Below are 21,502 nucleotides of genomic sequence, written 5' to 3' on the forward strand. Positions count from 1 at the left end.
CGGCGCGCCCGCGTCATCGTTGTGGAGCGGCCCGGCGCTGGGCGTGGCGAATCAGTCCGACCGCGCCGCCCACCAGTATCAGCACGCCGATCGTGAGCAGCACGAGGGAGAGGACGGTGTTCGGCGTCAGTGTCGTGATCCACCCCGCCGCCCCCTCGCGACGATCGTCATCCGTGAGGGTCCAGATACCGAACGCGGCGATCACGGCGAACAGCAGTCCCCACACGATCGCGGCGCCGCGGGTCCGGGGAACCGTCGGCTCGGGCGCGGCGCCCGTGGACACGGGGCTCGCGGTGGAGGCGGTGGATGACACCGCCGCCGTGGCGGCGACGGGGGCGGCGTGTGCCGAGACGTCATCGGGGAGGGGCGGCGCGTACTCCGCCTCCTCCTCGACCGACGAGGAGGACGGCGAGTCCGCAGCGCTCTCGATCGCCTCGGGCGCTGCCGCCGTCGCATCGTCCAGCGGGCTCGTCGGGGTGTTGTCGGCGCTCATCGCTCTTCCTCCGTGCTGTCGTAGATGGTGACCTGCACGTCGCCGGAGGTCTGGGTGATCGTGACGGGCTGTCGCGTGACGACGGAGGTGTTCTCGGCCGCGGCGGTCGCGACCGCGGTGCGGCTGCCGTCCGCGGCTGTCACCAGCGGCCAGCTGCCGGAGTCGAGCACCACGCCCTCCTCGGCATCCACGCGCACCCAGGTCACCTGACCGGATCCGATGGTCGCGGTGAGATCGAGCTCCACTCCGGGCTGCACGTCGATCCAGGTCTGCCCGGTGCCCTTGTCGATCACGATCGGGCGCGGGGCGTCGTCATGCGGCAGGAGCGTGACGTTCAGGTCGCCGAACGGCTGCTGCACATGCTGCGCCGTGTTGTTCGACACCGACGCCCAGCCATAGGTGAGGTCGTCGAAGGTGGCGACGTATCCGGCTGCGACGCCGCCGGCCAGCGCGATCGCGGTGAGGAAGGCGAGGAAGCCGCTCCGACGACGGAACAGGCCGGCGACGATCATTCCCACCGCGAGCACGAGTGCGGCGGACAGCAAGCCCAGCGCGCCGGCCGTCGGGCCGCCCGTGAGACCGACGGCCGCGCCGACCGCCAGTGCGAGCCCCATCACCGAGGCGACGAACGCGAAGCTCGCTCGCGGGTTCGAGGCGCGACGGACGCGGCGGCGCTCAGACGCTTCGGTCGCGAAGGTCGCGGCGGCGGCCTGACGCTCCCGGCGCATCTGGTCGCGGGCGGCGCGCTCGGCATCCTGCTGCTGCCGACGCCAGGCCTGATCCTGTTCGCGCCAGGCCGCATGCTGCGCACGCCAGGCGGCGAGCTCTTCCGGGTTCTGCGCGTTCTCGGCGAGGAGGACGGGGGCGACGGGACGCTCGGTGGTGGGGATCGCGTGTCCTCCGGCGGCGTCGCCCGCGGGAGGCGCGACGAGAGGGAGCGGTGGTGTCGCACCCGCGCCCTCGGCGGTACCCGAATCGCCGAGGGTCGCGGATGCTCCCGGAGCCGCGGAGTCGGGCGAAGCCTGCCCACTCGACACGGAGACATCCGGGGTGCGGCTCGCAGCACGCACGATCAGGAAGAGCAGGCCACCGACCAGGATCAGTCCGGCGATCCAGCCGAAGATCGACAGGGCCGACCAGCTCTCGTAGCCGAGGCCGAACAGGCGGCCGCTCAGCGGAGCCGTCGGGATGAGGCCGACGACGGCCATGCCCAGGATGCCGAGCTGCACCGGCTGGAAGTCCCGGTTGAGCAGATCGCGAGCATGGATCCGTCCGTCGGCATCCGGCAGCAACGCCCAGGCGAGGGCGTACAGGAAGATCACCGGCAGCCCGAACAGCGCGGCGATCACGAGCACGCCTCGGACGATCAGCGGATCGATGCGCAGGCGTGCCGCGATGCCCGCAGCGATGCCGCCGAGCCAGCCGTCGGAGCGCGCGATACCGAGGCCGGCGCACCAGAGGAAGAAGCGTTCGGCGGAGGGGGATGCGGCGTGCGTCGTGCTGCTGCCGGCGGCCGGGTCGGTCGCGTCGGCGGCAGGCGGGGGCGCTGTCGGAATCGTCATGCTTCGATACTGTCCGCCGTGAGGGTGCTCCGACCATGGGGTGAACCCCTGAGCGACCCCTGATCTTGTCCGCGGGAATCCCCTCAGGGCGGCGCTGGGTGATTGGATGGGCGACATGTCCTCTTCCGCGCCGCCGGCCTCCGCGCGCCCTCCCCGTGTCGCCGCGCCCCCGCGCCCGGCGCTCACCCGGGACCGCGACTGCCTGGTGTCGGGTGTCAGCGCGGGGCTCGCACGACACCTCGGTGCGCCGGTGTGGATGATCCGTGCGCTGTTCGTCGCCCTGACACTGTGCGGTGGGGCGGGCGTGCTCCTGTACGCGTGGTGCTGGGTCTTCACACCGTGGACCGAGGCCCCGACGGAGGAGGCGACCGAAGCCGGGTCCGCTCCGTCGCGACGCGTGCCGGTGGCATGGATCCTGCTCGTCCCGGCCGCGCTCGGCGTGCTGATCCTCGCGTCGTGGTCCGTGGGCGGGAGCGCGGGCGGGAGCGTGCTCTCGCAGGCCCCGGCCGTGCTGATGGCGACGACGTCGGTCGTGCTCGCCACGGCCGCCGGACTGTGGGCGACGCTGATCGATCGCACCGACACGGCCCGCGGCCCGCGGCACACCACCGTCGTGCGGATCCTCTCCGTCGCCGTGCTCGGGGTGCTCTTCTTCGTGCTGCTGTCGCGCGCCACCGGCGGCATCCAGTTCCTGATCGCGCTGCTGCCGCTGGCGGGCGTCCTGGCGGTCGCGTCGTCGACGCTCATCCACCGCTGGCGGGACCTCGCGGGGGAGCGCACCCGCCGCATCCGCGAGGAGCAGCGCAGCGAGATGGCCGCGCACCTGCACGATTCGGTGCTGCAGACGCTCGCGCTGATCCAGAACAGGGCCGGTGCCTCGAGCGAGGCGGCACGCCTGGCCAGGGCGCAGGAACGGGAGTTGCGCGCCTGGCTGTACGACGGCGATGCACCGGCCGACAGCGACCTGCCCACGGACCTGCGCGACTACGCGGGCGCGCTGGAACTCGACTATCCGGTGCGGATCGACGTGGTCTCGGCCGGGTTGTCGGCGGAGCGTGCGAGCGGGGAGCTCGCCGCCGCCGCGCGCGAGGCCATGGTCAACGCGGCGCGGCACGCGGGCGGTGAGATCTCGGTCTACATCGAGGGCAGCGTCTCGGGCGTCGACGTGTTCATCCGCGATCGCGGCACCGGTTTCGACCTCGACGTCGTCCCGAGCGATCGGCTCGGCGTGAGGCAGTCGATCATCGGTCGCATGCGTCGCGCGGGCGGAAGCGCCACGGTGCGCAGCACCGACGGCGGCACCGAGGTGCATCTGACCTTCACGACGACGGGGGAGAACCGTGGCTGACCGCGTGCGAGTGGTGATCGTCGATGATCACTCGATCTTCCGTTCCGGCCTCCGCGCCGACCTCGACGAGAGCGTCGATGTGGTGGGGGAGGCGGATGATGTGCCGTCGGCGATCGCCGTGATCCGCGAGACGGTCCCCGACATCGTGCTGCTCGACGTGCACCTTCCCGGTGGGAGCGGTGATGATGCGAGCGGCGGCGAGGCCGTGATCCGTGGCAGCGCGCCCACGACGTCGAAGTTCCTGGCGCTGAGCGTCTCGGACGCGGCATCCGACGTGGTGAGGGTCATCCGCGCCGGGGCGCGCGGCTACATCACGAAGGGATCCTCGGGCATCGAGGTCAGCAGCGCCGTGCACGCGGTCGCGGGGGGAGATGCGGTGTTCTCGCCGCGTCTGGCAGGTTTCGTCCTCGATGCGTTCGGTGCGGTGTCAGGCGAGACCGCGACCGCGAACGACGAGCTCGACAGGCTCTCGGCGCGTGAGCAGGAGGTCATGCGCCTCATCGCCCGCGGCTACGCCTACAAGGAGGTCGCCGCGGAGCTCTTCATCTCGATCAAGACGGTCGAGACGCACGTCTCCGCAGTCCTGCGAAAGCTGCAGCTCTCCTCACGGCATGAGCTGACGGTGTGGGCCACGGAGCGACGGCTGCTCTGAAGCGCCGCGCCCGTGTGGCGATCGTGGCAGTGCCCGAGCGGATCAGGCGGCGAGCCAGAGGCCCTTGGGGTTCGTGGCCACCGTGAGACCGGCCGCGACCGTCTCGTCGTCGCCGATGCGGGCGCCGCGCACGATGCGTGCTCCTGCGCCGACCTCGGTGCGGACTCCGACATACGCGTTGTCGCCGATCGCCGCGCCCTGACCGATGTGGGCGTGCGCCTCGATGTGCGCCCCTTCGCCGATCACGGCATCCGGTTCGATCCACGCACCCCGTGCGATCGTCGCCCCGGCGCCGATACGCGCGCCCGGTTCGATGTAGGCGCCGGCTTCGATGTGCGCCTTGGGGTGCACCTTCGCGCCGTGCGCGACGAGACCGCGACCGTTCGCGTGCTTGCGGTACCGCAGCGTCGCGCCCTGGTCGTTCTCGATGTCGATGTAGTTCTTGCCCACGATTCCTCCCGTGCTCCGGAGATTCCCCGGATATATGCACAACCATGGGAGTGGGGAATTCATTCCCTCGCAGGGATGCTGTTCACCGCTGGCACGAGGGGCACCAGAAGGTGATCCTCTCCCGGGTCGGATCGGCGCCCTGCTCACCTCTGCGGATGCGGGTACCGCAGCGTCGGCAGGGCCTCCCCGCGCGGCCGTAGACCCAGGTGGCCTGACCCGGACGATCGATGCCGGTGAACGTGCGACCGGAGCGATCGCGGTTCGCTCTGATCGTGCGCACGCCCAGATCGATCAGGGCCGCAGTGTCGACCTCCGGCGTTGGGGTGGTGGGCAGGATTCCGCGGAGGAACAGGAGTTCTGCGGCGTACTCGTTGCCGAAACCGGCGACGTTGCGCTGGTCGAGGAGCGCTACGTGGATGCTGCGCGTGTCGGCGCTCAGCCGACGCACGGCTTCGGCGGCGTCCCAGTCCTCCGCGAGCGGATCGGGGCCCAGATGGCCGACGAGCTGACCCTCGTCGTGCGTCGGGACGACCTCGATCTCGGCGATGTCGACACCGACGGCTTCCCGCTCGGCGGTGCCCACGATCGCGCGGACCTTGAACGCCGGATGCCGCCACTTCTCGCCCGGTCGGTAGACGAGCCAGGCGCCGTCCATGCGCAGGTGCGAATGCAGCGTGCTGTCGCCGATCCGCAGCAGCAGGTGCTTGCCGCGCGAGACCGCGCCATGGATCGGCTGGCCCGTCAGATCGATCGTCGCCGCCTGCGGAACGCGCAGGTCGAAGCGGGTGGCCGTCGCGCCGGCCAGCGCTTCGTCGAGTCGCCGTGCCGTGCGGAAGACGGTGTCGCCCTCGGGCATCAGCGGATCCCCGTCGGCGGCGGGGGCGGAGGGGGGATTCGGGTCTCTGAGCCTGGGGTCCTGAGCTCGACGAAGGGCGAAGGGGCAGGCGCCTGCGTCGGCGTGCGCTCCGTCATGCTGCGGGCGAGGAGCGTGGCACCGGCCACGGCCGCCGGCATCACGGCGACCGCGCCGCCGGGGATGAGGAAGCAGAGCTGGGTCGCGACGCCGAAGCCGAGTACCCGTGCCCTGCTGCCGCCGAACAGGGCGGCGCGCTCGGCGGGGCTGAGGTCGCGGGCGTCGAAGGCGCGACCGGTGAGTTCGCGCGCCAGCATCCGTCCGGAGAGCACGATGCCGGCCACGGGGCCGAGGAAACCGCCGACCAGCGGGATCAGCCCGAGGATGAGCACGAGGATCGCGATCAGCAGTCCCAGGAGCACGAGGCGGAGACCCTCGCCCACGGTCGTCCAGAAGCTGCCGCCGTCGGCCGGCGGGGCATCACCGAGGTCGCGCTCCACGGCGTGCCAGATGCGCTGATAGAACGGGTCGCCGATCGTGAGGGTGAGCGCGGTGAAGACGGCGCCCGCGAGAGCGAGTCCGGCGGCGATGATGACGAGGCTGACCGCTCCGCGCAGCAGCCCGCGCCACGGTTCGATCCAGCCGTCCGCGAAGGGGGTGAGCCACGTGGAGATCGACCCGGTGCCGATCACCAGGGGCACCAGCACAGCGGCGAGCACGATGACCGCGATGACCGCGGGGAGCAGGCCGAGGGCCATCAACCCCGGCCGGGTACGCCACAGTCCGAAGCCGCGCAGCAGGAGTCGCAGGCCGGTGCTGAACTCTCGGATCATGGATCTCAGCGTAGGAGACGCGGCGCGGTCTGTCGTGGCGACCGCGGCCTCCGGCAGGATCGGAGCGCGCAGGGTCAGACCGCCTTGCGCAGGGTGTAGCCGCGGGGAGTGACCACGAAACCGGCCTCCTGCAGGGCCAGGGCGAGTTCGGTGCCGTAGACGCCCTCGCCGTTGACCTTCTCGACCGTGAGCGTGTCCAGGCGCCGGCCCCGTACCGTCGCAGCGAGGTCGGATGCCGCGGCGCGCAGCACCTCGCCGTCGTCGCTGAACGACAGCACGGTGCGTCCGCCGCGCTCGAGGTAGAGCACGAGGGAGCCGTCGACCAGCACGACGAGTCCCCCCGCCTTGCGGCCGGGGCGATGCGACACCTCGTCGAGCTTGGGCCAGCCGAGCGCGGCTCCGTAAGGGTTCGCGGGGTCGGTGGCCGCCAGCGTCACGGCCTTGCGGGGAGCGGGATCGGCGAGTCCGGCGAACGTGCGCAGACGGTCCACCGTGGCCGAGGCCGCGAACTGCGCGGCGCCCAGCTTCTCGATCACGTAGCCGCGGCGACAGTGCCCGGCTTCTTCGAAGCCCGCGAGCACACGGTAGGCCTGCGCGAATCCGCCCGGGACGCCCTCGGCCTGCACCGCACCGCGGGTGACGACGCCGTAGCGGTCGAGCAGCAGTCCCGCGGTGACCGTGGCCCGACGGGCGGCATCGGTCTCGACGGTCGGCAGCAGCGACCAGCGACCGCCGATCGAGGTGGGACGCGGGGCCGTACGCGTCAACGACATGCCCCGGTACGTGCGCGTGCGCGGCGCCTTGCGGGTCACACGATGCGCCTGCGAGCCGCCCGCGAGCAGCGAACGGATCGGCGCGAACGTGTCGTTCGTGACATGACCCGACCAGGTCAGCGACCAGAGGGCCTCGAGCACGGATTGCGGGTCCTGAGCCTGACGAAGGGCGTCGTCCGACTCGACCATCTCCTTCAGCTGGGCGGCGAAGTAGGCGCCTCCCGCCTGCAGCGCGGTGAGGAGCCGCGCCTCGAGCGAATCCACGGCGATCTCGGCATCCGGCTCGGGGAGCGTGAAGGGCGCGAGGTCGGCGGGGTGCAGTGACACCCAGCCGTCCCGGCCCGGCAGCGTGCCGTGCCCCGACCAGATGACCTCGCCCGCGGCCGTGAGCTCGTCGAGCATCGCGGGCGAGTAGTCGCGCACCCGCGACGGGAGGACGAGCGACTCCCACGCGCTGGCCGGGATCGGCACACCGGCGAACTGCTCGATCACGCTGATCACACCGTCGAGACCTTCGAGGGGACGAGCCAGATGCTGCCAGTCAGGCAGGAACCGCGCGTACGCCTCAGGCGACACCGGCTCGACGCTGCCCCGGATCGCCGCGAGCGACCGCATGCGCAGCCGCCGCAGCACCTCGGTATCGCACCATTCGATGTCGTTCCCTGAACCGCTCCCTGAGCCCGACGAAGGGTCGGGCAGGAAGTACCCGCTGGTCAGGCGGCCCGCGGCTTCCAGCCGCTGCAGGGTGTGCCGGGCGACCGCGGCGCCGATGCCGAACCGGCTGGCCACCGCATCCGTGGTGAAGGGGCCGTGGGTGCGGGCGTGGCGGGCGACCAGATCGCCCAGCGGGTCGGAGAGCGGTTCGAGGAACGCGACCGGGATGCCGGTGGGCAGCGCCGCACCGAGGGCGTCGCGCAGACGACCGGCATCCTCGATCGCCGCGACGCGGGTCGTGCCCGCGATCGTGACGGGAATCGCCCGGCGCGCGGTGACGAGCGCATCCAGATGCGCGGCGGCGGTCTCGATGCGGACGACTTCGGCATCGGTCTCGTTCTCGGGCGCGAGCCGGGCGGCGACCTCGACCGCGTCGAGAGGTCCGAGCATGCGCAGCAGGTCGGCGACGCCTTCCAGGCCGCGTGCCCGACGCTCGGGGTCGAGTCGCTGGGCCTCGCGCTCGAACTGGGCGATCACCTCGGGGTCGAGCAGCTCCCGGAGCTCGACGGTCCCCAGCAGCTCGCCCAGCAGGGCGGGGTCGACGGAGAGCGCCGCCGCCCGGCGCTCGGCCAGCGGAGAGTCGCCCTCGTACATGAATGCGCCGACGTAGCCGAACAGCAGGTCGCGCGCATAGGGCGAGGGCTGGGCAGGCTGCGTCTCGACCAGGCGCACTCGACGATCGGCGATCGAGGTGGCGAGGCGCCGCAGCGAGGGGAGGTCGTAGACGTCCTGCAGCACTTCGCGCAGTGTCTCGAGGATCACCGGGAAGGTGGGATGCCGGCGGGCCACTTCGAGCAGCTGTGCGGAACGCTGGCGCTGCTGCCAGAGCGGGGAGCGTCGGTTCGGGTTGGTGCGCGGCATCAGCAGCGCGCGGGCGGCGCACTCGCGGAACCGCGAGGCGAACAGCGCAGAGCCGCCGACCTCCTCTGTCACGAGGTGCTCGAGCTCATCCGGGTCGAACACGAACAGCTCCGCGCCCGGAGGTTCGGCCTCGGCATCCGGGATGCGCACGATGATGCCGTCGTCGCTGGCGACCGCGGACCCTTCGACGCCGAGGCGCTCGCGGACGCGCGCGTTGATGGCCAGCGCCCACGGGGCATGCACCTTCATGCCGTAGGGGGAATGCAGGATCACACGCCAGTCGCCGACCTCGTCGCGACCGCGCTCGACCGTGAGCGTGCGGTCGGTCGGCAGCGTGCCCGTCGCCTCGCGCTGCTCGGTCAGATGGGCCATGAGGTTCGTGCGGGCCTGCTCGTCGAGACCGGCCTCGATCAGGCGCTGCGCCGCCTTCTCCGGGGTGGCCGTCGACACCTCGCGCGAGAACTTCCCGAGCGCTTCTCCGAGCTCGAACGGGCGGCCGATGCCGTCGCCGTGCCAGAAGGGCACCTTGCCCGGCTGGCCGTACGCGGGGATCACGTTGACGCGGTCGTGCGTGATCTCGGCGATCCGCCAGCTCGTGGTGCCGAGCGTGAACACATCGCCCACGCGTGATTCGTAGACCATCTCCTCGTCGAGCTCACCGACCCTGGCGCCGGTCGTCTCGCCCGCCACGAAGACGCCGAAGAGACCGCGGTCGGGGATCGTGCCTCCGCTGGTCACGGCGATGCGCTGCGCGCCGGGGCGACCGGTGAGCGTTCCGGCGTCGCGGTCCCAGACCAGGCGGGGCCGCAGCTCGGCGAACTCATCGGAGGGGAAGCGCCCGGCCAGCAGGTCGAGCGTCGCCTCGTAGGCGGAGCGGGGCAGAGACTGGAACGGCGCGGAGCGGCGCACGGTCTCGAACCACTCCTCGACGCTGATCGCTCCGAGTGCGCTGGCGGCGACGGTCTGCTGGGCGAGGATGTCGAGCGGATTGCGCGGCACCTGGATCGCCTCGATCTTGCCCGCCAGCATCCGCTCGGTGACGATCGCGGTGTGCAGCACGTCGCCGCGATGCTTGGGGAACAGGGCGGCGCGGCTGATCTCGCCCACCTGGTGGCCGGCACGTCCCACGCGCTGCAGCCCCGATGCGGCCGAGGGTGGTGCCTCGACCTGGATCACGAGGTCGACCGCGCCCATGTCGATGCCCAGCTCGAGGCTGCTGGTCGCGACCACGCACCGCAGCACGCCCGACTTCAGCTCCTCCTCGACGAGTGCGCGCTGTTCCTTCGACACCGAGCCGTGGTGGGCCTTCGCCAGCACGGGGTCGGCGCCGGCCGTGGCCCCCGCCTGCGCCATCATCTGCGCAGGCACGGTGGTCTCGGGGAGCGGGGCGCCGATGCGCTCGGAGTAGATCTCGTTCAGGCGACCGGTCAGCCGCTCCGCCAGACGCCGCGAGTTCGAGAACACGATCGTCGAGTTGTTCTGGAGGATGCGGTCGACGATCGCCTCCTCGACGTGCGGCCACACCGAGCCGGTGACCTCGGTGTACTCCGCGTCGACGCCCGACGCCTCGGGCGGAGCACCGGGAGGCGGCGGCGGATTGGTCATGTCGTCCATCGGGACGACGACCGAGAGCTCGAAGGTCTTGGACGCGGGAGGCGCGACGATCTCGACCGGCGCCGACCCGCCGAGGAACCGGGCGACCTCGTCGATCGGGCGCACCGTCGCCGACAGCCCGATGCGCTGGGCGGCCGTCTCCACGCCGTACGAACGACGCAACGCGTCGAGGCGCTCCAGGCTCACGGCCAGGTGTGCGCCGCGCTTGGTGGCCGCCACCGCGTGCACCTCGTCGATGATGACGGTGTGCACGCCGCGCAGGGTCTCGCCGGCGCGGCTGGTCAGCATCAGGTACAGCGACTCGGGGGTCGTGATCAGGATGTCCGGCGGATCGGAGACGAGCTTGCGGCGATCGCTCGATGTCGTGTCGCCCGAGCGCACGCCCACCGTGACGGCGGGCGCCGGAATGCCCAGGCGCCGCGCGGACTGCCCGATGCCGATGAGTGGCGAGCGGAGGTTGCGCTCGACGTCGACGCCCAGAGCCTTCAGCGGCGAGATGTACAGGATGCGCGTGCGGGGCTCGCCCTTCGCCGGGGCTTCCGTCGCGGACGTGCGCTCGCGGAACACGCTGTCGATCGCCCACAGGAACGCCGAGAGCGTCTTGCCCGACCCGGTCGGAGCGACCACGAGGGCGTGCTTGCCCGCCGAGATCGCCGTCCACGCTCCTGCCTGCGCGGGGGTGGGCGCGGGGAACGCCCCCCGGAACCAGTCCTGCGTGGCGGGGGTGAAGCGGTCGAGCACGTCGCTCATCCCTCCATCATCACGCCTGCCACCGACATCCGGCGTGCCGCGGGGTCAGTCCCGGCGGATGCTCGGGAACGTCCAGGAGCCGTCGAGCACTTCGGGATGCGGTCGATACAGCCGCACCAGGTAGTTCCATCCGTCCGTGATCGGCAGCGCGTTGGGTGCGGCCGGATCGCCGCCGAAGCGCACCGTGATCGTGCCGTCGTCGTCGCGCTGCGCGGTGATGTCGTTGACGCTGTAGGCGCCGGACGGGTTCTCTTCGAAGTAGCCGTCGGCGTTGTACAGCGAGATCGACCAGAATCCGTCGACCGGGACGTCTCCCACGGTCAGCGAGTACTCGCCGAGCGGCAGTCCCGGGTTCACGTTGATGTAGAACGCCTCGCTCTCGGGCAGGCCGCCCCATCCGGCCGCGGCTCCGAGAAGGTGACGGATCGGGTCGACGTCCTCCTTCCTGCCGAAGGCGCGGTCGAATCCGTCCAGCCCCTTCGCGAGCTCCAGCACCGCACCGCGCGTCGCCGTGAACGACTCCTCGTCGTACGCGGTCGGTGCGAACTGCCGTCCGGCGACGGAGGACAGGGCGAACTGATCCTGCAGCCCGTTCACCGCGGCGACATCCGCCGAGTCCTCCGGATCGACGAGCACCCGCGCGGCGGCGAGCACGAAGTCGCTGCCGAGCGCATCGGCGGTCAGGTCGTACGTCCCGCCGGAGTGCAGCACGAGGTTGATGTAGTGGTCCTCGTTCACGAACATGACCGAGATGTAGCGTTCCCCGGCATCCGGGATCGTGATGGTCGCGCCCTGCGACACGTCGATGATCGCGGCGCTGTAGAGCGTGTCGCGATTCATGCGGATGACGGTCTGCTGATCGATCGGCGTGGGCGTCCGGTAGTGGTTCCAGATGTTCGAGCCGCCCGCTGCGGCGGCGATGCCGGCGAACATGCGGGCACTCTCGATACGGACGAAATTCTCGAACGTGACGTGGACGGGGGAGTCGACCATGGTCTGCCCTTCTTCGGAGATACGCCCATACTGGGGCATCCGCACTGGCGCGCGCATCCCCGAGCGAGGAAGATCTCGATCACGGACACTCGCAGACGCTCTCTCCAGGACGGCGTCGTGCGGGACGCGAACGAAAGGCACATCGACACGATGACGAATCTCACCATCGGGAGCGCGCTGGGCGACCCCGACATCGCGGTGCATCTCGACGCACGCCGGTTCAACCGCCACACGTTCTGGTGCGGTCAGAGCGGCAGCGGCAAGACCTATGCGCTCGGAGTCGTGCTGGAGCAGCTGCTGCTGAACACCGAGCTGCCGCTGCTGATCCTCGATCCGAACGGCGACTACACCCGACTCCGTGAGACACGCTCGTCTGCGCACGGTGGTGACGCATCGAAGATCACCGCCCGCGACATCCGGGTGTTCCGTAGCGGTGCGACCGAGGGTGAGCCGCTGCGCGTGCGCTACACGGAACTCTCCACAGCGTCGAAGGCGGCCGTCCTCCAGCTGGATCCCATCGCCGATGCCGACGAGTACAACGTCCTCCTGCACGCCGGGGCGGACGCCAGGGATTTCGATGCGGAGCATCTCCTCGGACGCCTGCGTGCGTCGGGAGACCCGGGCGAGACGCGGTTGGCGAACCGCATGGAGAACCTCCAGGTGCTGGAATGGGACCTGTGGTCCCGTGGCGCGTCGACCGTGCTCGAGACCATCGACGAACGCCCTCACGCGACCGTGCTCGATCTGGGCGGATTCGCGCACCCCGTCGAGCCGAAGGTCGCGGCCCTCGCGGTGCTCGAGCACCTGTGGGCGCATCGGGAAGAACGTCGACCGGTGCTCATCGTGATCGACGAGGCGCACAACCTGTGCTCCCCGACCCCGCAGACGGCGGTCGAGCGGGCGCTCACCGAGCAGCTCGTGCAGATCGCCGCCGAGGGGCGGAAGTTCGGGCTGTGGCTGCTGCTGTCGACGCAGCGGCCGACCAAGATCCACCCGAACGTGCTCTCGCAGTGCGACAACCTCGCCCTGATGCGGGTGAATGCCCCGCGCGACCTCGCCGAGATCGCGGATGTGTTCGGATTCGCGCCGGAGGATGACATCCGCCGCTCCTCGGGATTCGCGCAGGGGCAGGCGCTGTTCGCCGGCGGATTCATCGCGCAGCCGACTTTCGTGCAGATGGGCGAGCGGATCACCGAGGAGGCCGGTGGTGACGTGAAGGTCCCCCTGCGCCCTGCCGAGTGACGCAGGAGGACCCCCGGAGCGGGCGCCCTCAGGTCACGTCGACCTCCCGCAGTGCACCCTCGGCATCGATCTCGAGCCGGAGGTCGAGATCGAGCCGCGCGAGGAACGCATCGTCGTGGCTGACGATGAGCACGGCTCCGCGATAGGCGCGCAGCGCCTCGACGAGCTGGTCGACCGTGTCGATGTCGAGGTTGTTCGTCGGTTCGTCGAGCACCACCAGGTGCGGTGCCGGATCGGTGAGCAGCAGCGTGGCCAGAGCCACCCGGAACCGCTCCCCGCCCGAGAGCGAGTCGATCGGCCGATCGGCGGTCGCGCCGCGGATCAGGAAACGAGCGAGCCGATTGCGCAGCTCCTTCTCCGGCACGTGCGGCGCCGCCGCGGCGATGTTCTCGAACACCGAGCGCCCCTCCTCGAGCCCGTCGACGCGCTGCGGCAGGTAGCCGACCAGCGCGGTGTGCGCGTGCGCGTGCAGCGGTGGGCGTTCACAACTCAGGAGATCCGCGTCGTCTTCGGCGGAATCGGGCGCCACAGGGGTACTGCGCTCCGTTGCCCCTGAGTCATGGACGGACACGTCGTCGGAGACGGCGCCGGCGCTGGCCACGAGTCGTTCGAGCAGCGTGGTCTTCCCGGCGCCGTTGCGCCCGACCAGCGCGACCCGCTCCGGCCCCTGGACCACCCAGGACCGCTCGTCGTCGCCGATCGTCGCGATGCGCCGGGCGCGGGACACCAGTGGATCCGGCAGCTCGATCTTCATCGACGCGTCGGAGCGGATGCGTCGACCGGCTTCGTCGTGCGCGGCACGTGCGGCCTCCTCCTTCGCTCCGACCTCGGTACGGAGCTTGCCGGCGGACACCTCGGCGGCCATCTTCCGACCGTGCGCCACGATCTTCGGCACGCGCTTCTCCCGCTCGGCCTTCTTCGCCGTGCGGGTCCGATGAGCGAGTTTGGTCTCGGCCTCGATGCGCTGCCGCTTCTCCTTGCGCACGGACTGCGCCGCATCGCGTTCGGCCTGCTTCGCGGCATCCTGCTCGGCATCCAACCAGGCGCGCCACTGCGAGTAGGGGCCTCCGAACACGCTCAGCGTGTGCGCGTACAGCTCGGCGGTGTCGTCCATCAGCTCCAGCAGCGAGACATCGTGACTGACCACGATGAGTGTGCCCTTCCAGGCCGCGACCATGGCGGCGAGCTTCGCACGCGCGTCCCGGTCGAGGTTGTTGGTCGGCTCATCGAGCAGGGTGACAGGTGCGCGGCGCAAGCGGATGCCGGCGATCGCGACCAGCACGGCCTCGCCACCCGAGAGCTCGCCGACCCGGCGGTCGAGGAAGTCCGGGGCGAGGCCGGCCTCCGCGAGCGACACCTCCGCGCGCGCCTCGATGTCCCAGTCGTCGCCGACCGCGTCGAAGTGCGCGGGGTCGACGTCGCCCGCGGTGATCGCGCGCACGGCGTCGAGTGCCGGCGCGACGCCGAGGAGGTCGGCGACGCGACGGTCGACGTCGAGCGTAAGCCGTTGCGGGAGGTAGGCGACCTCGCCGGTGCTGTTGACCGTGCCGGAGGTCGGCGTCAGCTCGCCCGCCATCAGCCGCAGCAGCGTGGACTTGCCCGAGCCGTTGCGGCCGACGAGCCCGGTGCGGCCGGTGCCGAACGATCCGGACACCTGGTCCAGTGCGGTCGAGCCGTCGGGCCAGGTGAACGTGAGTCGGTCCAGAGTGACCGATGCGTGAAGGGTGGGGGTGGACATGGAGTCTCCTGTCGAGTGCGAGGGTGCACTGACACCGGAGCACCGGCGGGGTCGTCGAGAATCGACGCCCTCGAAGGGCGGTGCGGGCCGTGTGAGTCGGCGATCGTCGGGTCAGCGCGCGGAAAGAGAGGCGCGGAGGCGACGGATCAGATCAAAGGACTTCCAGACACGGCGGACAGGACTCCACGACGATACCCGGGCGTGTCGCGCATCGCAACCTCCGGGCGTGTCGCGAGGGCGGATGCGCTCGTCGCCGAGGTCAGGGAGTGATGCCGTCGACCCATCTGGTCAGGAACAGCCGCACGTCGGCGAGCTCCTCCTCGGAGATGCTGTGGGTGAGGCCGATGTAGACGCGTCCGGACAGCTCGGAATGCTCGGGCAGCCACTGCGCGGTGTGGTCGATCAGCGCCGGAGGGATCACGTCATCGTGCGAACCGCGCCCCCAGAACACCGGTGGGCGGAGTTCTTTCAGGTCGTCGTCGTGCGGAAGATCGCCCGGTGCCGCGTAGCCGCTGAGGGCAGCCACGGCGCCGAAGCGCTCCGGTGCCAGGCGCAGCGCCTGCAATGCCACGGCGGCGCCCTGCGAGAATCCCAGCAGAGCAACGGATGACGCCCCCGCGGCCGCGGTGTCGAGCCACCGGAGGAAGGCGTCGGCAGCGGCCGTCACGGCATCGGCGCTGCGTCCGTCGAGGCCCTCGATCGGGTACCAGGAGCGGCCGGGCATGGGCCACGGCGGGGAGAGGGGCGCGGCGACGGATGCGGCGGCGATGCCCGCGGGCAGGTGGGGCACGAGTCCGAACAGGTCGTGCTCGTCGGCGCCGTAGCCGTGCAGCAGCACCACCAGCGGCATCCCGGCGCGGTCGGTGGTCGACCAGCGTGTCGCGGTGTCGTCGATCGTCAGATTCTCGCTCACTCCTTCATCCTGCCAGGGGCCGCCGACGTCCACGCTGTGTCGGCGGAGAGGTGCGGCTGGTAGAAAGGACGCATGGCCGTTCGCACACCTGATCCCGATCCCGAGCCCGACGACGGCCTCGGCGGTTTCGGCGACGGGCAGCAGCCCTCCCGAGACTCCAACCCCGGCTGGCTGAGCGAGTTCGAACTCGCGGAGGCGCGTCGGCACCTGCCGATGCTCTACGTCGAGGCGATCCCGGTGCGCACCGACGGCTCGGGCCAGGTGATCGAGATCGGCATCCTGCTGCGGTCCACACCGATGGGCGAGATGACCCGCACGATCGTGTCCGGCCGCGTCCGTTTCGGCGAGACCATCCGCGACGCCCTGTTCCGTCACGTCGAGAACGATCTCGGACCGATGGCTTTCCCCCTGCTCCCGCCGCAGCCGCTCCCGTTCACGGTGGCCGAGTACTTCCCGATCCCCGGTGTGAGCGCGTACCACGACGACCGTCAGCACGCGGTCTCCCTGGCCTTCGTCGTGCCCGTCACCGGCACCTGCGAGCCGCGTCAGGACGCTCTCGAGGTGACCTGGTTCTCGCCCGAGGCGGCAGGATCCGACGCGGTCGCCGCCGAGATGGAGGGCGGCCGAGGCACCCTGATCCGTCTGGCACTCGCGAACCTCGGTCTGCTGCGCTGACATCCCGGGTGGGATCTCGCCGTGAGATCCCACGACCGCCGCGACGCGCAGGCCGCGTCGCGCGTCAGCGGGAGGTGAGGCGCGACAGCTCGGCCACGAACGCGTCGACGTCGGACTCGTGCGTGTCGAAGCTGCACATCCACCGCACCTCGTTGCGCGCCGCGTCCCAGTCGTAGAAGCGGAACGACTCGCGCAGCGCGTCGGCGACGCCGTCGGGGAGCGTCGCGAAGACGCCGTTGGACTGCGTCGGCTGCGTGAAAGAGACGCCGTTGATGGAGCCTGCGGCGATGCCGTCCTCGATCTCGCCGCGCAGACGGGCGGCCATGGCGTTCGCGTGCCGCGCGTTGCGCAGCCACAGGTCACCCTCGAGCAGGGCGATCAGCTGCGCCGAGACGAAGCGCATCTTGGACGACAGCTGCATGTTGAACTTGCGCGAGAAGACGAGTCCGTCGGATGCAGCCGGGTCGAGCACCACGATCGCCTCGCCGAGCATGGCACCGTTCTTGGTGCCGCCGAAGCTGAGCACGTCGACGCCGGCATCGCGGGTGAAGGCGCGCAGCGGCAGATCGAGCGCTGCGGCCGCGTTCGACAGCCGTGCGCCGTCGAGGTGCAGCTTCATGCCGCGCTCGTGGGCGTGGTCGGCGATCGCGCGGATCTCCTCCGCGGTGTACAGCGTGCCGAGCTCGGTCGACTGCGTGATCGAGACGACCAGCGGCTGTGCGCGGTGCTCGTCGCCCCAGCCCCAGGCCTCGCGGTCGATCAGCTCGGGGGTGAGCTTGCCGTCGTCGGTGGGGACGGTGAGCAGCTTGAAGCCGCCGATCTTCTCGGGGGCACCACCCTCGTCGACGTTGATGTGCGCGGTGGACGCCGCTACCACGGCGCCCCAGCGCGGCAGCATCGACTGGAGGCCGGTGACGTTCGCGCCCGTTCCGTTGAACACGGGGAACGCCTCGACGCCGTCGCCGAACTGCTCCTGGAAGACCTCCTGCAGGCGTGCCGTGTAGGCGTCGCTGCCGTACGCACCCTGGTGCCCGTCGTTGGCCTCCGAGATGGCCGCGAGGACCTCGGGGTGGATGCCGGAATAGTTGTCGCTGGCGAAGCCCCGGATCGCGGGGTCATGCTGGATGGTCACCGATACAGCCTACGGCCCCGGTCCGTCGCGACCGGCGGACGGGGCCCCTTTTCCCCCGTGCCCGGGGGAGCGGTCCGCGGATCGTCCGCTCCCAGGGGGGGTTCCGGATGTCGGAGGGGCGCTCTACCCTCGGATCATGCAGCGCACCGCAGCGAAGACGGCCTTCGCGAACGTCCTCGTCAACACGTTGATCGCCAACGTCACGACGAGCTTCCTGTGGTTCGCGCTGACCTTCTGGGTGTACATCGAGACGCAGTCCGTGCTGGCCACCGGAATCATCGGCGGCGCGTACATGCTGATGGTCGCGTTCTTCGCGATGCTCTTCGGCACGATCGTCGATCGCCACCGCAAGCACACGGTCATGCTGCTCTCGAGCGTCATCTCGGCCATCGCGTTCCTGCTCGCCGGCGTCCTGTACGTCGCGCAGCCCGAGAGCGCCCTGCTCGACCTCGGCGGTCCGTGGTTCTGGTTGTTCTCTGCCGTCATCCTGTTCGGCGGCGTGATCGAGCAGCTGCGCAACATCGCCCTGTCGACCACGGTCACGCTGCTCGTGCCCGAAGACAAGCGCGCGAACGCCAACGGCCTCGTCGGCACCGTGCAGGGACTGGCCTTCCTGGTCACGAGCGTGTTCTCCGGTCTCTCGATCGGATTCCTCGGCATGGGATGGACCCTCGCGATCGCGATCGTCGCGATGGCGTTGACCTTCGTGCACCTGCTCCTCATCCGCATTCCCGAGGGCACCCCCGAGGCCGATCCCGAGGCGAAGAGCGCGCTGGACTTCCGAGGGAGCGTGCGAGCGATCCGGCTGGCACCGGGCCTGTTCGCGCTGATCATCTTCTCGACGTTCAACAACCTCATCGGCGGCGTCTACATGGCGCTCATGGATCCGTACGGGCTCACGTTGTTCGACGCGCAGATGTGGGGCTTCGCCCTGGCCTTCGCCTCGACGGGGTTCCTGATCGGCGGACTGGTGGTCGCGAAGTTCGGCCTGGGCGAGAAGCCGATGCGCACGATGCTCCTCGTCGTGATCGCGATGGGGCTCCTGGGCTCCGTGTTCATGCTGCGCGAGTGGTGGCCGTTGTACGTGCTGGGCATGTGGGTCTACATGGCGCTCGTGCCCCCGGTGGAGGCGGCAGAGCAGACCGTGATCCAGAAGGTCGTGCCGTTCGAGCGTCAGGGGCGGGTGTTCGGCGTCGCCGCGGCGATGGAGGCGGCTGCCGCCCCGATCACCGCATTCCTGATCGCGCCGATCGCCGAGTTCCTGATCATCCCGTACATGAAGACACGGGAAGGGCAGCAGCAGTGGGGATGGCTCCTCGGCGAGGGGGATGCCCGCGGCATCGCGCTGATCTGCCTGTTCGCCGGTCTGATCATGGTCGTGGTCGGCACGCTCGCGTTCTTCACGAAGTCGTATCGGAAGCTCACCGAGCTGTATGCGAACGCCCCGGATCCCGCTCCCGCGCAGGAGGGCGAGGGGGATGCCGGAAACGACGCGGAGGCCGACGCCGCAGAGGGCGAGCGGCCGGATGTCGTGCCATCGGGGCGGGAGTCGCGAGAGAGTGCCCGGAGAGTCGACGCCCCTCCGATCGTCCCGGGGATGCCGCCGGAACCACGGTGACGTCCTGTTGCTGCGGGACGGTCAGTCCAGGTCGATCAGGCGGTCGTTGAGGTCCGTGGCATCCGCATCCCAGAGGGCGACGATCCGCGTGGCGAGAGCCTCCGGGGCGAGGGTCTTCGCCCGGAACACGACGGATGCCGCGCGCAACGGTTCGCCCGACTCGCGTGCCGCCTTGGCGAAGCCCTGTGCGACCGCGCGTGCCCACGCTTCGCTGGCGGCCTTGACAGCGGCATAGTTCGCGCCGCCGGCGAGCGGGCGGGCGACGGCGGTGGACGACACGATCGCGAAGCGTCCGGCATCCGATGCCTGCAGGGCCGCATCGAAGGCGCGACTGGTCGCGCGCACCGCCTCGAGTGCGGGAAGCAGAGCGGCGAAGTCCTCGTCGCTCTGGCCGGCGAGGCCACCGCCCCCACGCCATCCGCCGACCAGCGGCACGACCGCGTCCAGCTGGCCGAGGCGGGCGGCCAGAGCCGTCATCTCGGCGAGGGACGTCGCGTCGGCGACCTCGATCTGCGCACCCGCAGCCGCGAGGTCCTGCAGTCGCTCGGTCGAGCGCCCCGTCGCGATGACCTGCGCGCCCACGGAGCGCAGCGCACGCGTCACCGCGAGGCCCGCCGCACTCGTCGCTCCCGCGAGCAGAACCGTGCGGCCGGAGAGATCCGTGGCTCCGGTGTCCTGATGATCAGTCATGTCTCTCACTTTCGCGGATGGAGGACACTTCTGCGGCCGGAACCGGCGGAATGATCCGCAGGAAGTGGTTCCGGCCGCAGAAGTGGTGCGCCCCAGCGCCGCATCTCTCGCGCGCGCTGCGCGCGGATGTCAGTCGTCGGTGCCGCGGATGCCGACCGTCGATTCGATGACGGGCTTCATCTTCTTGTCGAGGGTCTCGAAGAACATCGACAGCGGGAACTCGTCGTCCATCACGGCGTCCGTGTAGCCCTTGGGTGCGCCGGCGAGGATCTCGTCGGACAGACCACGTGCCCACTGCGACGCCGGGTGCGGTGTGAGCGTGCCGCGGACGAGTTCGTAGGCGGCGAGCCAGTGCGCGACCTTTGGACGGTCGATCGAGTGCCAGTACAGGTCGTCGATCGCGTCGCCCAGTGCCACCACGGCATCCGGCACGTTCTCCCAGTCGAAGGCGAGAGCGGTGTCGGTCCAGTGCAGCACGCCGCGCTGGTGCAACCATGCGAACAACAGCTGCCCGCCGACCGCGTCGTAGTTGCGCGTACGGGTGCCCGTGATCGAGAAGCGGAAGATCCGGTCGAAGATCACCGCGTACTGCACGAGGTGCGCGTAGTCGTGCATCTCCTGCTCGGTCGCGGTCAGCTCTTCGCCGGCGGCGATGCGTGCGGCGAGGGCACGCTCGATCTTCACGGACTCGCGGAACGCCGTCATGTCGCAGCGCATCTCCTCCAGCGAGTACAGGAAGAACGGCATCCGCTGCTTGATCATGAACGGGTCGAAGGGCAGATCGCCGCGCATGTGGGTGCGGTCGTGGATGATGTCCCACATCACGAAGGTCTTCTCGGCCACCTGCTGGTCGTCGAGCATTGCGGCAGCGCGCTCGGGCAGGTCGAGGTTGGTGATCTCGGCGGCGGCGCGGGTGACGCGACGGTAGCGGGCGGCTTCGCGGTCCTGGAAGATCGCGCCCCACGTGAACGTCGGGATCTCGCGCATCGCGACGGTCTCGGGGAAGAGCACGGCGGAGTTGGTGTCGTAACCGGGCGTGAAGTCCACCAGGCGCAGCGAGACGAACAGCTTGTTGCCGTAGTCGCCGGCCTCGAGCGCGGCGATGAACTCCGGCCAGATCGTCTCGACGATCAGGGCCTCGACCAGACGATCGCTCGAACCGTTCTGCGTGTACATCGGGAAGACCACGAGGTGGCGGATGCCGTCGACGCGGTGCTGCTGCGGCTGGAACGCCACGAGCGAGTCGAGGAAGTCCGGCACGCCGAAGTCCTCGGATACCCAGCGGTCGAAGTCGACGATCGAGGCGGCCAGGTACTCCGCGTCGTGCGGGAAGGCCGGGGCGAGAGAGCGGATGGCTCCGGTGATGGCAGCCACGAGGTCGCGCGCGGTGGCGTGGTGGGCGGCATCCGGGATCGAGCCGTCCTTGATCTGGAACTCGCGGATCGCGATCGCGGCATCCTTGAGCTGGGCCCAGGCGCTCGACTGCTCGGCGATCAGGGCATCCTCGACGACCTCGGGTTCGCCGACGATGGCCTGTGCAGCAGAGCTGTTGGCGGAAATGATGGACATCGAGACCTCCGATCGTGCGGCATGCCGGA

General features: G+C 70.4%; 17 protein-coding genes. 5 read left to right on the plus strand and 12 right to left on the minus strand.

Going from position 1 to position 21,502, the window contains the following annotated elements; translation table 11 throughout:
• Positions 1 to 13 precede the first annotated feature (13 nt).
• On the minus strand, positions 14 to 493 hold the full coding sequence (locus FB560_RS20840) for a hypothetical protein (RefSeq protein WP_229673324.1): 480 nt from the start codon (positions 491 to 493) through the stop codon (positions 14 to 16).
• Entirely contained in the window at positions 490 to 2,055 is a 1,566-nt protein-coding gene (locus tag FB560_RS02230) for a PspC domain-containing protein (RefSeq protein WP_141870870.1), read from the minus strand. The genes FB560_RS20840 and FB560_RS02230 overlap by 4 nt, the downstream gene beginning before the upstream one ends.
• A 115-nt stretch (positions 2,056 to 2,170) precedes the next feature.
• On the opposite strand from FB560_RS02230, the gene FB560_RS02235 reads away from it, so the two are divergent.
• Both FB560_RS02235 and FB560_RS02240 read left to right on the plus strand, forming a co-directional pair.
• Positions 2,171 to 3,403, plus strand: coding sequence for an ATP-binding protein (locus tag FB560_RS02235; RefSeq protein WP_141870871.1), 1,233 nt, complete (start codon positions 2,171 to 2,173; stop codon positions 3,401 to 3,403).
• Positions 3,396 to 4,055, plus strand: a complete 660-nt coding sequence (locus FB560_RS02240; RefSeq protein WP_141870872.1) for a LuxR C-terminal-related transcriptional regulator — start codon at positions 3,396 to 3,398, stop codon at positions 4,053 to 4,055. The genes FB560_RS02235 and FB560_RS02240 overlap by 8 nt, the downstream gene beginning before the upstream one ends.
• A gap of 42 nt (positions 4,056 to 4,097) precedes the next feature.
• On the opposite strand, the gene FB560_RS02245 is transcribed toward FB560_RS02240, so the two are convergent.
• The 5 genes from FB560_RS02245 to FB560_RS02265 all read right to left on the minus strand — a co-directional run bounded on the left by FB560_RS02245 (position 4,098) and on the right by FB560_RS02265 (position 11,896).
• Positions 4,098 to 4,505 (minus strand): DapH/DapD/GlmU-related protein, encoded by a 408-nt coding sequence (locus tag FB560_RS02245; RefSeq protein ID WP_141870873.1) that lies wholly within the window; start codon positions 4,503 to 4,505, stop codon positions 4,098 to 4,100.
• An 82-nt stretch (positions 4,506 to 4,587) separates the two neighbouring features.
• Positions 4,588 to 5,361: a DNA-formamidopyrimidine glycosylase family protein gene (locus tag FB560_RS02250; RefSeq protein WP_141870874.1), complete on the minus strand. Its 774-nt coding sequence runs from the start codon at positions 5,359 to 5,361 to the stop codon at positions 4,588 to 4,590.
• Positions 5,361 to 6,191 (minus strand): EI24 domain-containing protein, encoded by an 831-nt coding sequence (locus FB560_RS02255; protein ID WP_141870875.1) that lies wholly within the window; start codon positions 6,189 to 6,191, stop codon positions 5,361 to 5,363. The genes FB560_RS02250 and FB560_RS02255 overlap by 1 nt, the downstream gene beginning before the upstream one ends.
• 74 nt (positions 6,192 to 6,265) lie before the next feature.
• Complete coding sequence (locus FB560_RS02260; RefSeq protein ID WP_141870876.1) at positions 6,266 to 10,903, minus strand: ATP-dependent helicase; 4,638 nt, start codon at positions 10,901 to 10,903, stop codon at positions 6,266 to 6,268.
• Positions 10,904 to 10,948: 45 nt separating this feature from the next.
• Entirely contained in the window at positions 10,949 to 11,896 is a 948-nt protein-coding gene (locus tag FB560_RS02265) for a DUF1214 domain-containing protein (protein WP_229673322.1), read from the minus strand.
• A 150-nt stretch (positions 11,897 to 12,046) separates the two neighbouring features.
• Here FB560_RS02265 and FB560_RS02270 point away from each other — a divergent pair, with 150 nt between their 5' ends.
• Entirely contained in the window at positions 12,047 to 13,138 is a 1,092-nt protein-coding gene (locus FB560_RS02270; protein ID WP_141870877.1) for an ATP-binding protein, read from the plus strand.
• A 28-nt stretch (positions 13,139 to 13,166) separates the two neighbouring features.
• On the opposite strand, the gene FB560_RS02275 is transcribed toward FB560_RS02270, so the two are convergent.
• Both FB560_RS02275 and FB560_RS02280 read right to left on the minus strand, forming a co-directional pair.
• On the minus strand, positions 13,167 to 14,876 hold the full coding sequence (locus FB560_RS02275; protein WP_141870878.1) for an ABC-F family ATP-binding cassette domain-containing protein: 1,710 nt from the start codon (positions 14,874 to 14,876) through the stop codon (positions 13,167 to 13,169).
• 259 nt (positions 14,877 to 15,135) lie between these two features.
• Positions 15,136 to 15,789, minus strand: a complete 654-nt coding sequence (locus FB560_RS02280) for an alpha/beta hydrolase (RefSeq protein ID WP_229673320.1) — start codon at positions 15,787 to 15,789, stop codon at positions 15,136 to 15,138.
• A gap of 72 nt (positions 15,790 to 15,861) precedes the next feature.
• Between FB560_RS02280 and FB560_RS02285 the strand changes: the two genes are divergently transcribed.
• A complete protein-coding gene (locus FB560_RS02285) occupies positions 15,862 to 16,464 on the plus strand; it encodes a DUF4916 domain-containing protein (protein WP_141870879.1) in 603 nt (200 codons plus the stop codon).
• 64 nt (positions 16,465 to 16,528) lie between these two features.
• Here the strand turns inward: FB560_RS02285 and FB560_RS02290 are convergent, their stop codons facing one another.
• Positions 16,529 to 17,596, minus strand: a complete 1,068-nt coding sequence (locus FB560_RS02290) for a threonine aldolase family protein (protein WP_141870880.1) — start codon at positions 17,594 to 17,596, stop codon at positions 16,529 to 16,531.
• A 136-nt stretch (positions 17,597 to 17,732) separates the two neighbouring features.
• Between FB560_RS02290 and FB560_RS02295 the strand changes: the two genes are divergently transcribed.
• Positions 17,733 to 19,214 (plus strand): MFS transporter, encoded by a 1,482-nt coding sequence (locus FB560_RS02295; RefSeq protein ID WP_141870881.1) that lies wholly within the window; start codon positions 17,733 to 17,735, stop codon positions 19,212 to 19,214.
• A gap of 21 nt (positions 19,215 to 19,235) precedes the next feature.
• Here the strand turns inward: FB560_RS02295 and FB560_RS02300 are convergent, their stop codons facing one another.
• Together FB560_RS02300 and FB560_RS02305 are read right to left on the minus strand one after the other, a co-directional pair.
• Positions 19,236 to 19,904, minus strand: a complete 669-nt coding sequence (locus FB560_RS02300; RefSeq protein WP_141870882.1) for an SDR family NAD(P)-dependent oxidoreductase — start codon at positions 19,902 to 19,904, stop codon at positions 19,236 to 19,238.
• 129 nt (positions 19,905 to 20,033) lie between these two features.
• A complete protein-coding gene (locus FB560_RS02305) occupies positions 20,034 to 21,473 on the minus strand; it encodes a DUF6421 family protein (protein WP_141870883.1) in 1,440 nt (479 codons plus the stop codon).
• Positions 21,474 to 21,502: the final 29 nt, after the last annotated feature.

The sequence above is a fragment of the Microbacterium saperdae genome (assembly GCF_006716345.1).
GTDB classification, from domain to species: Bacteria; Actinomycetota; Actinomycetes; order Actinomycetales; family Microbacteriaceae; genus Microbacterium; species Microbacterium saperdae.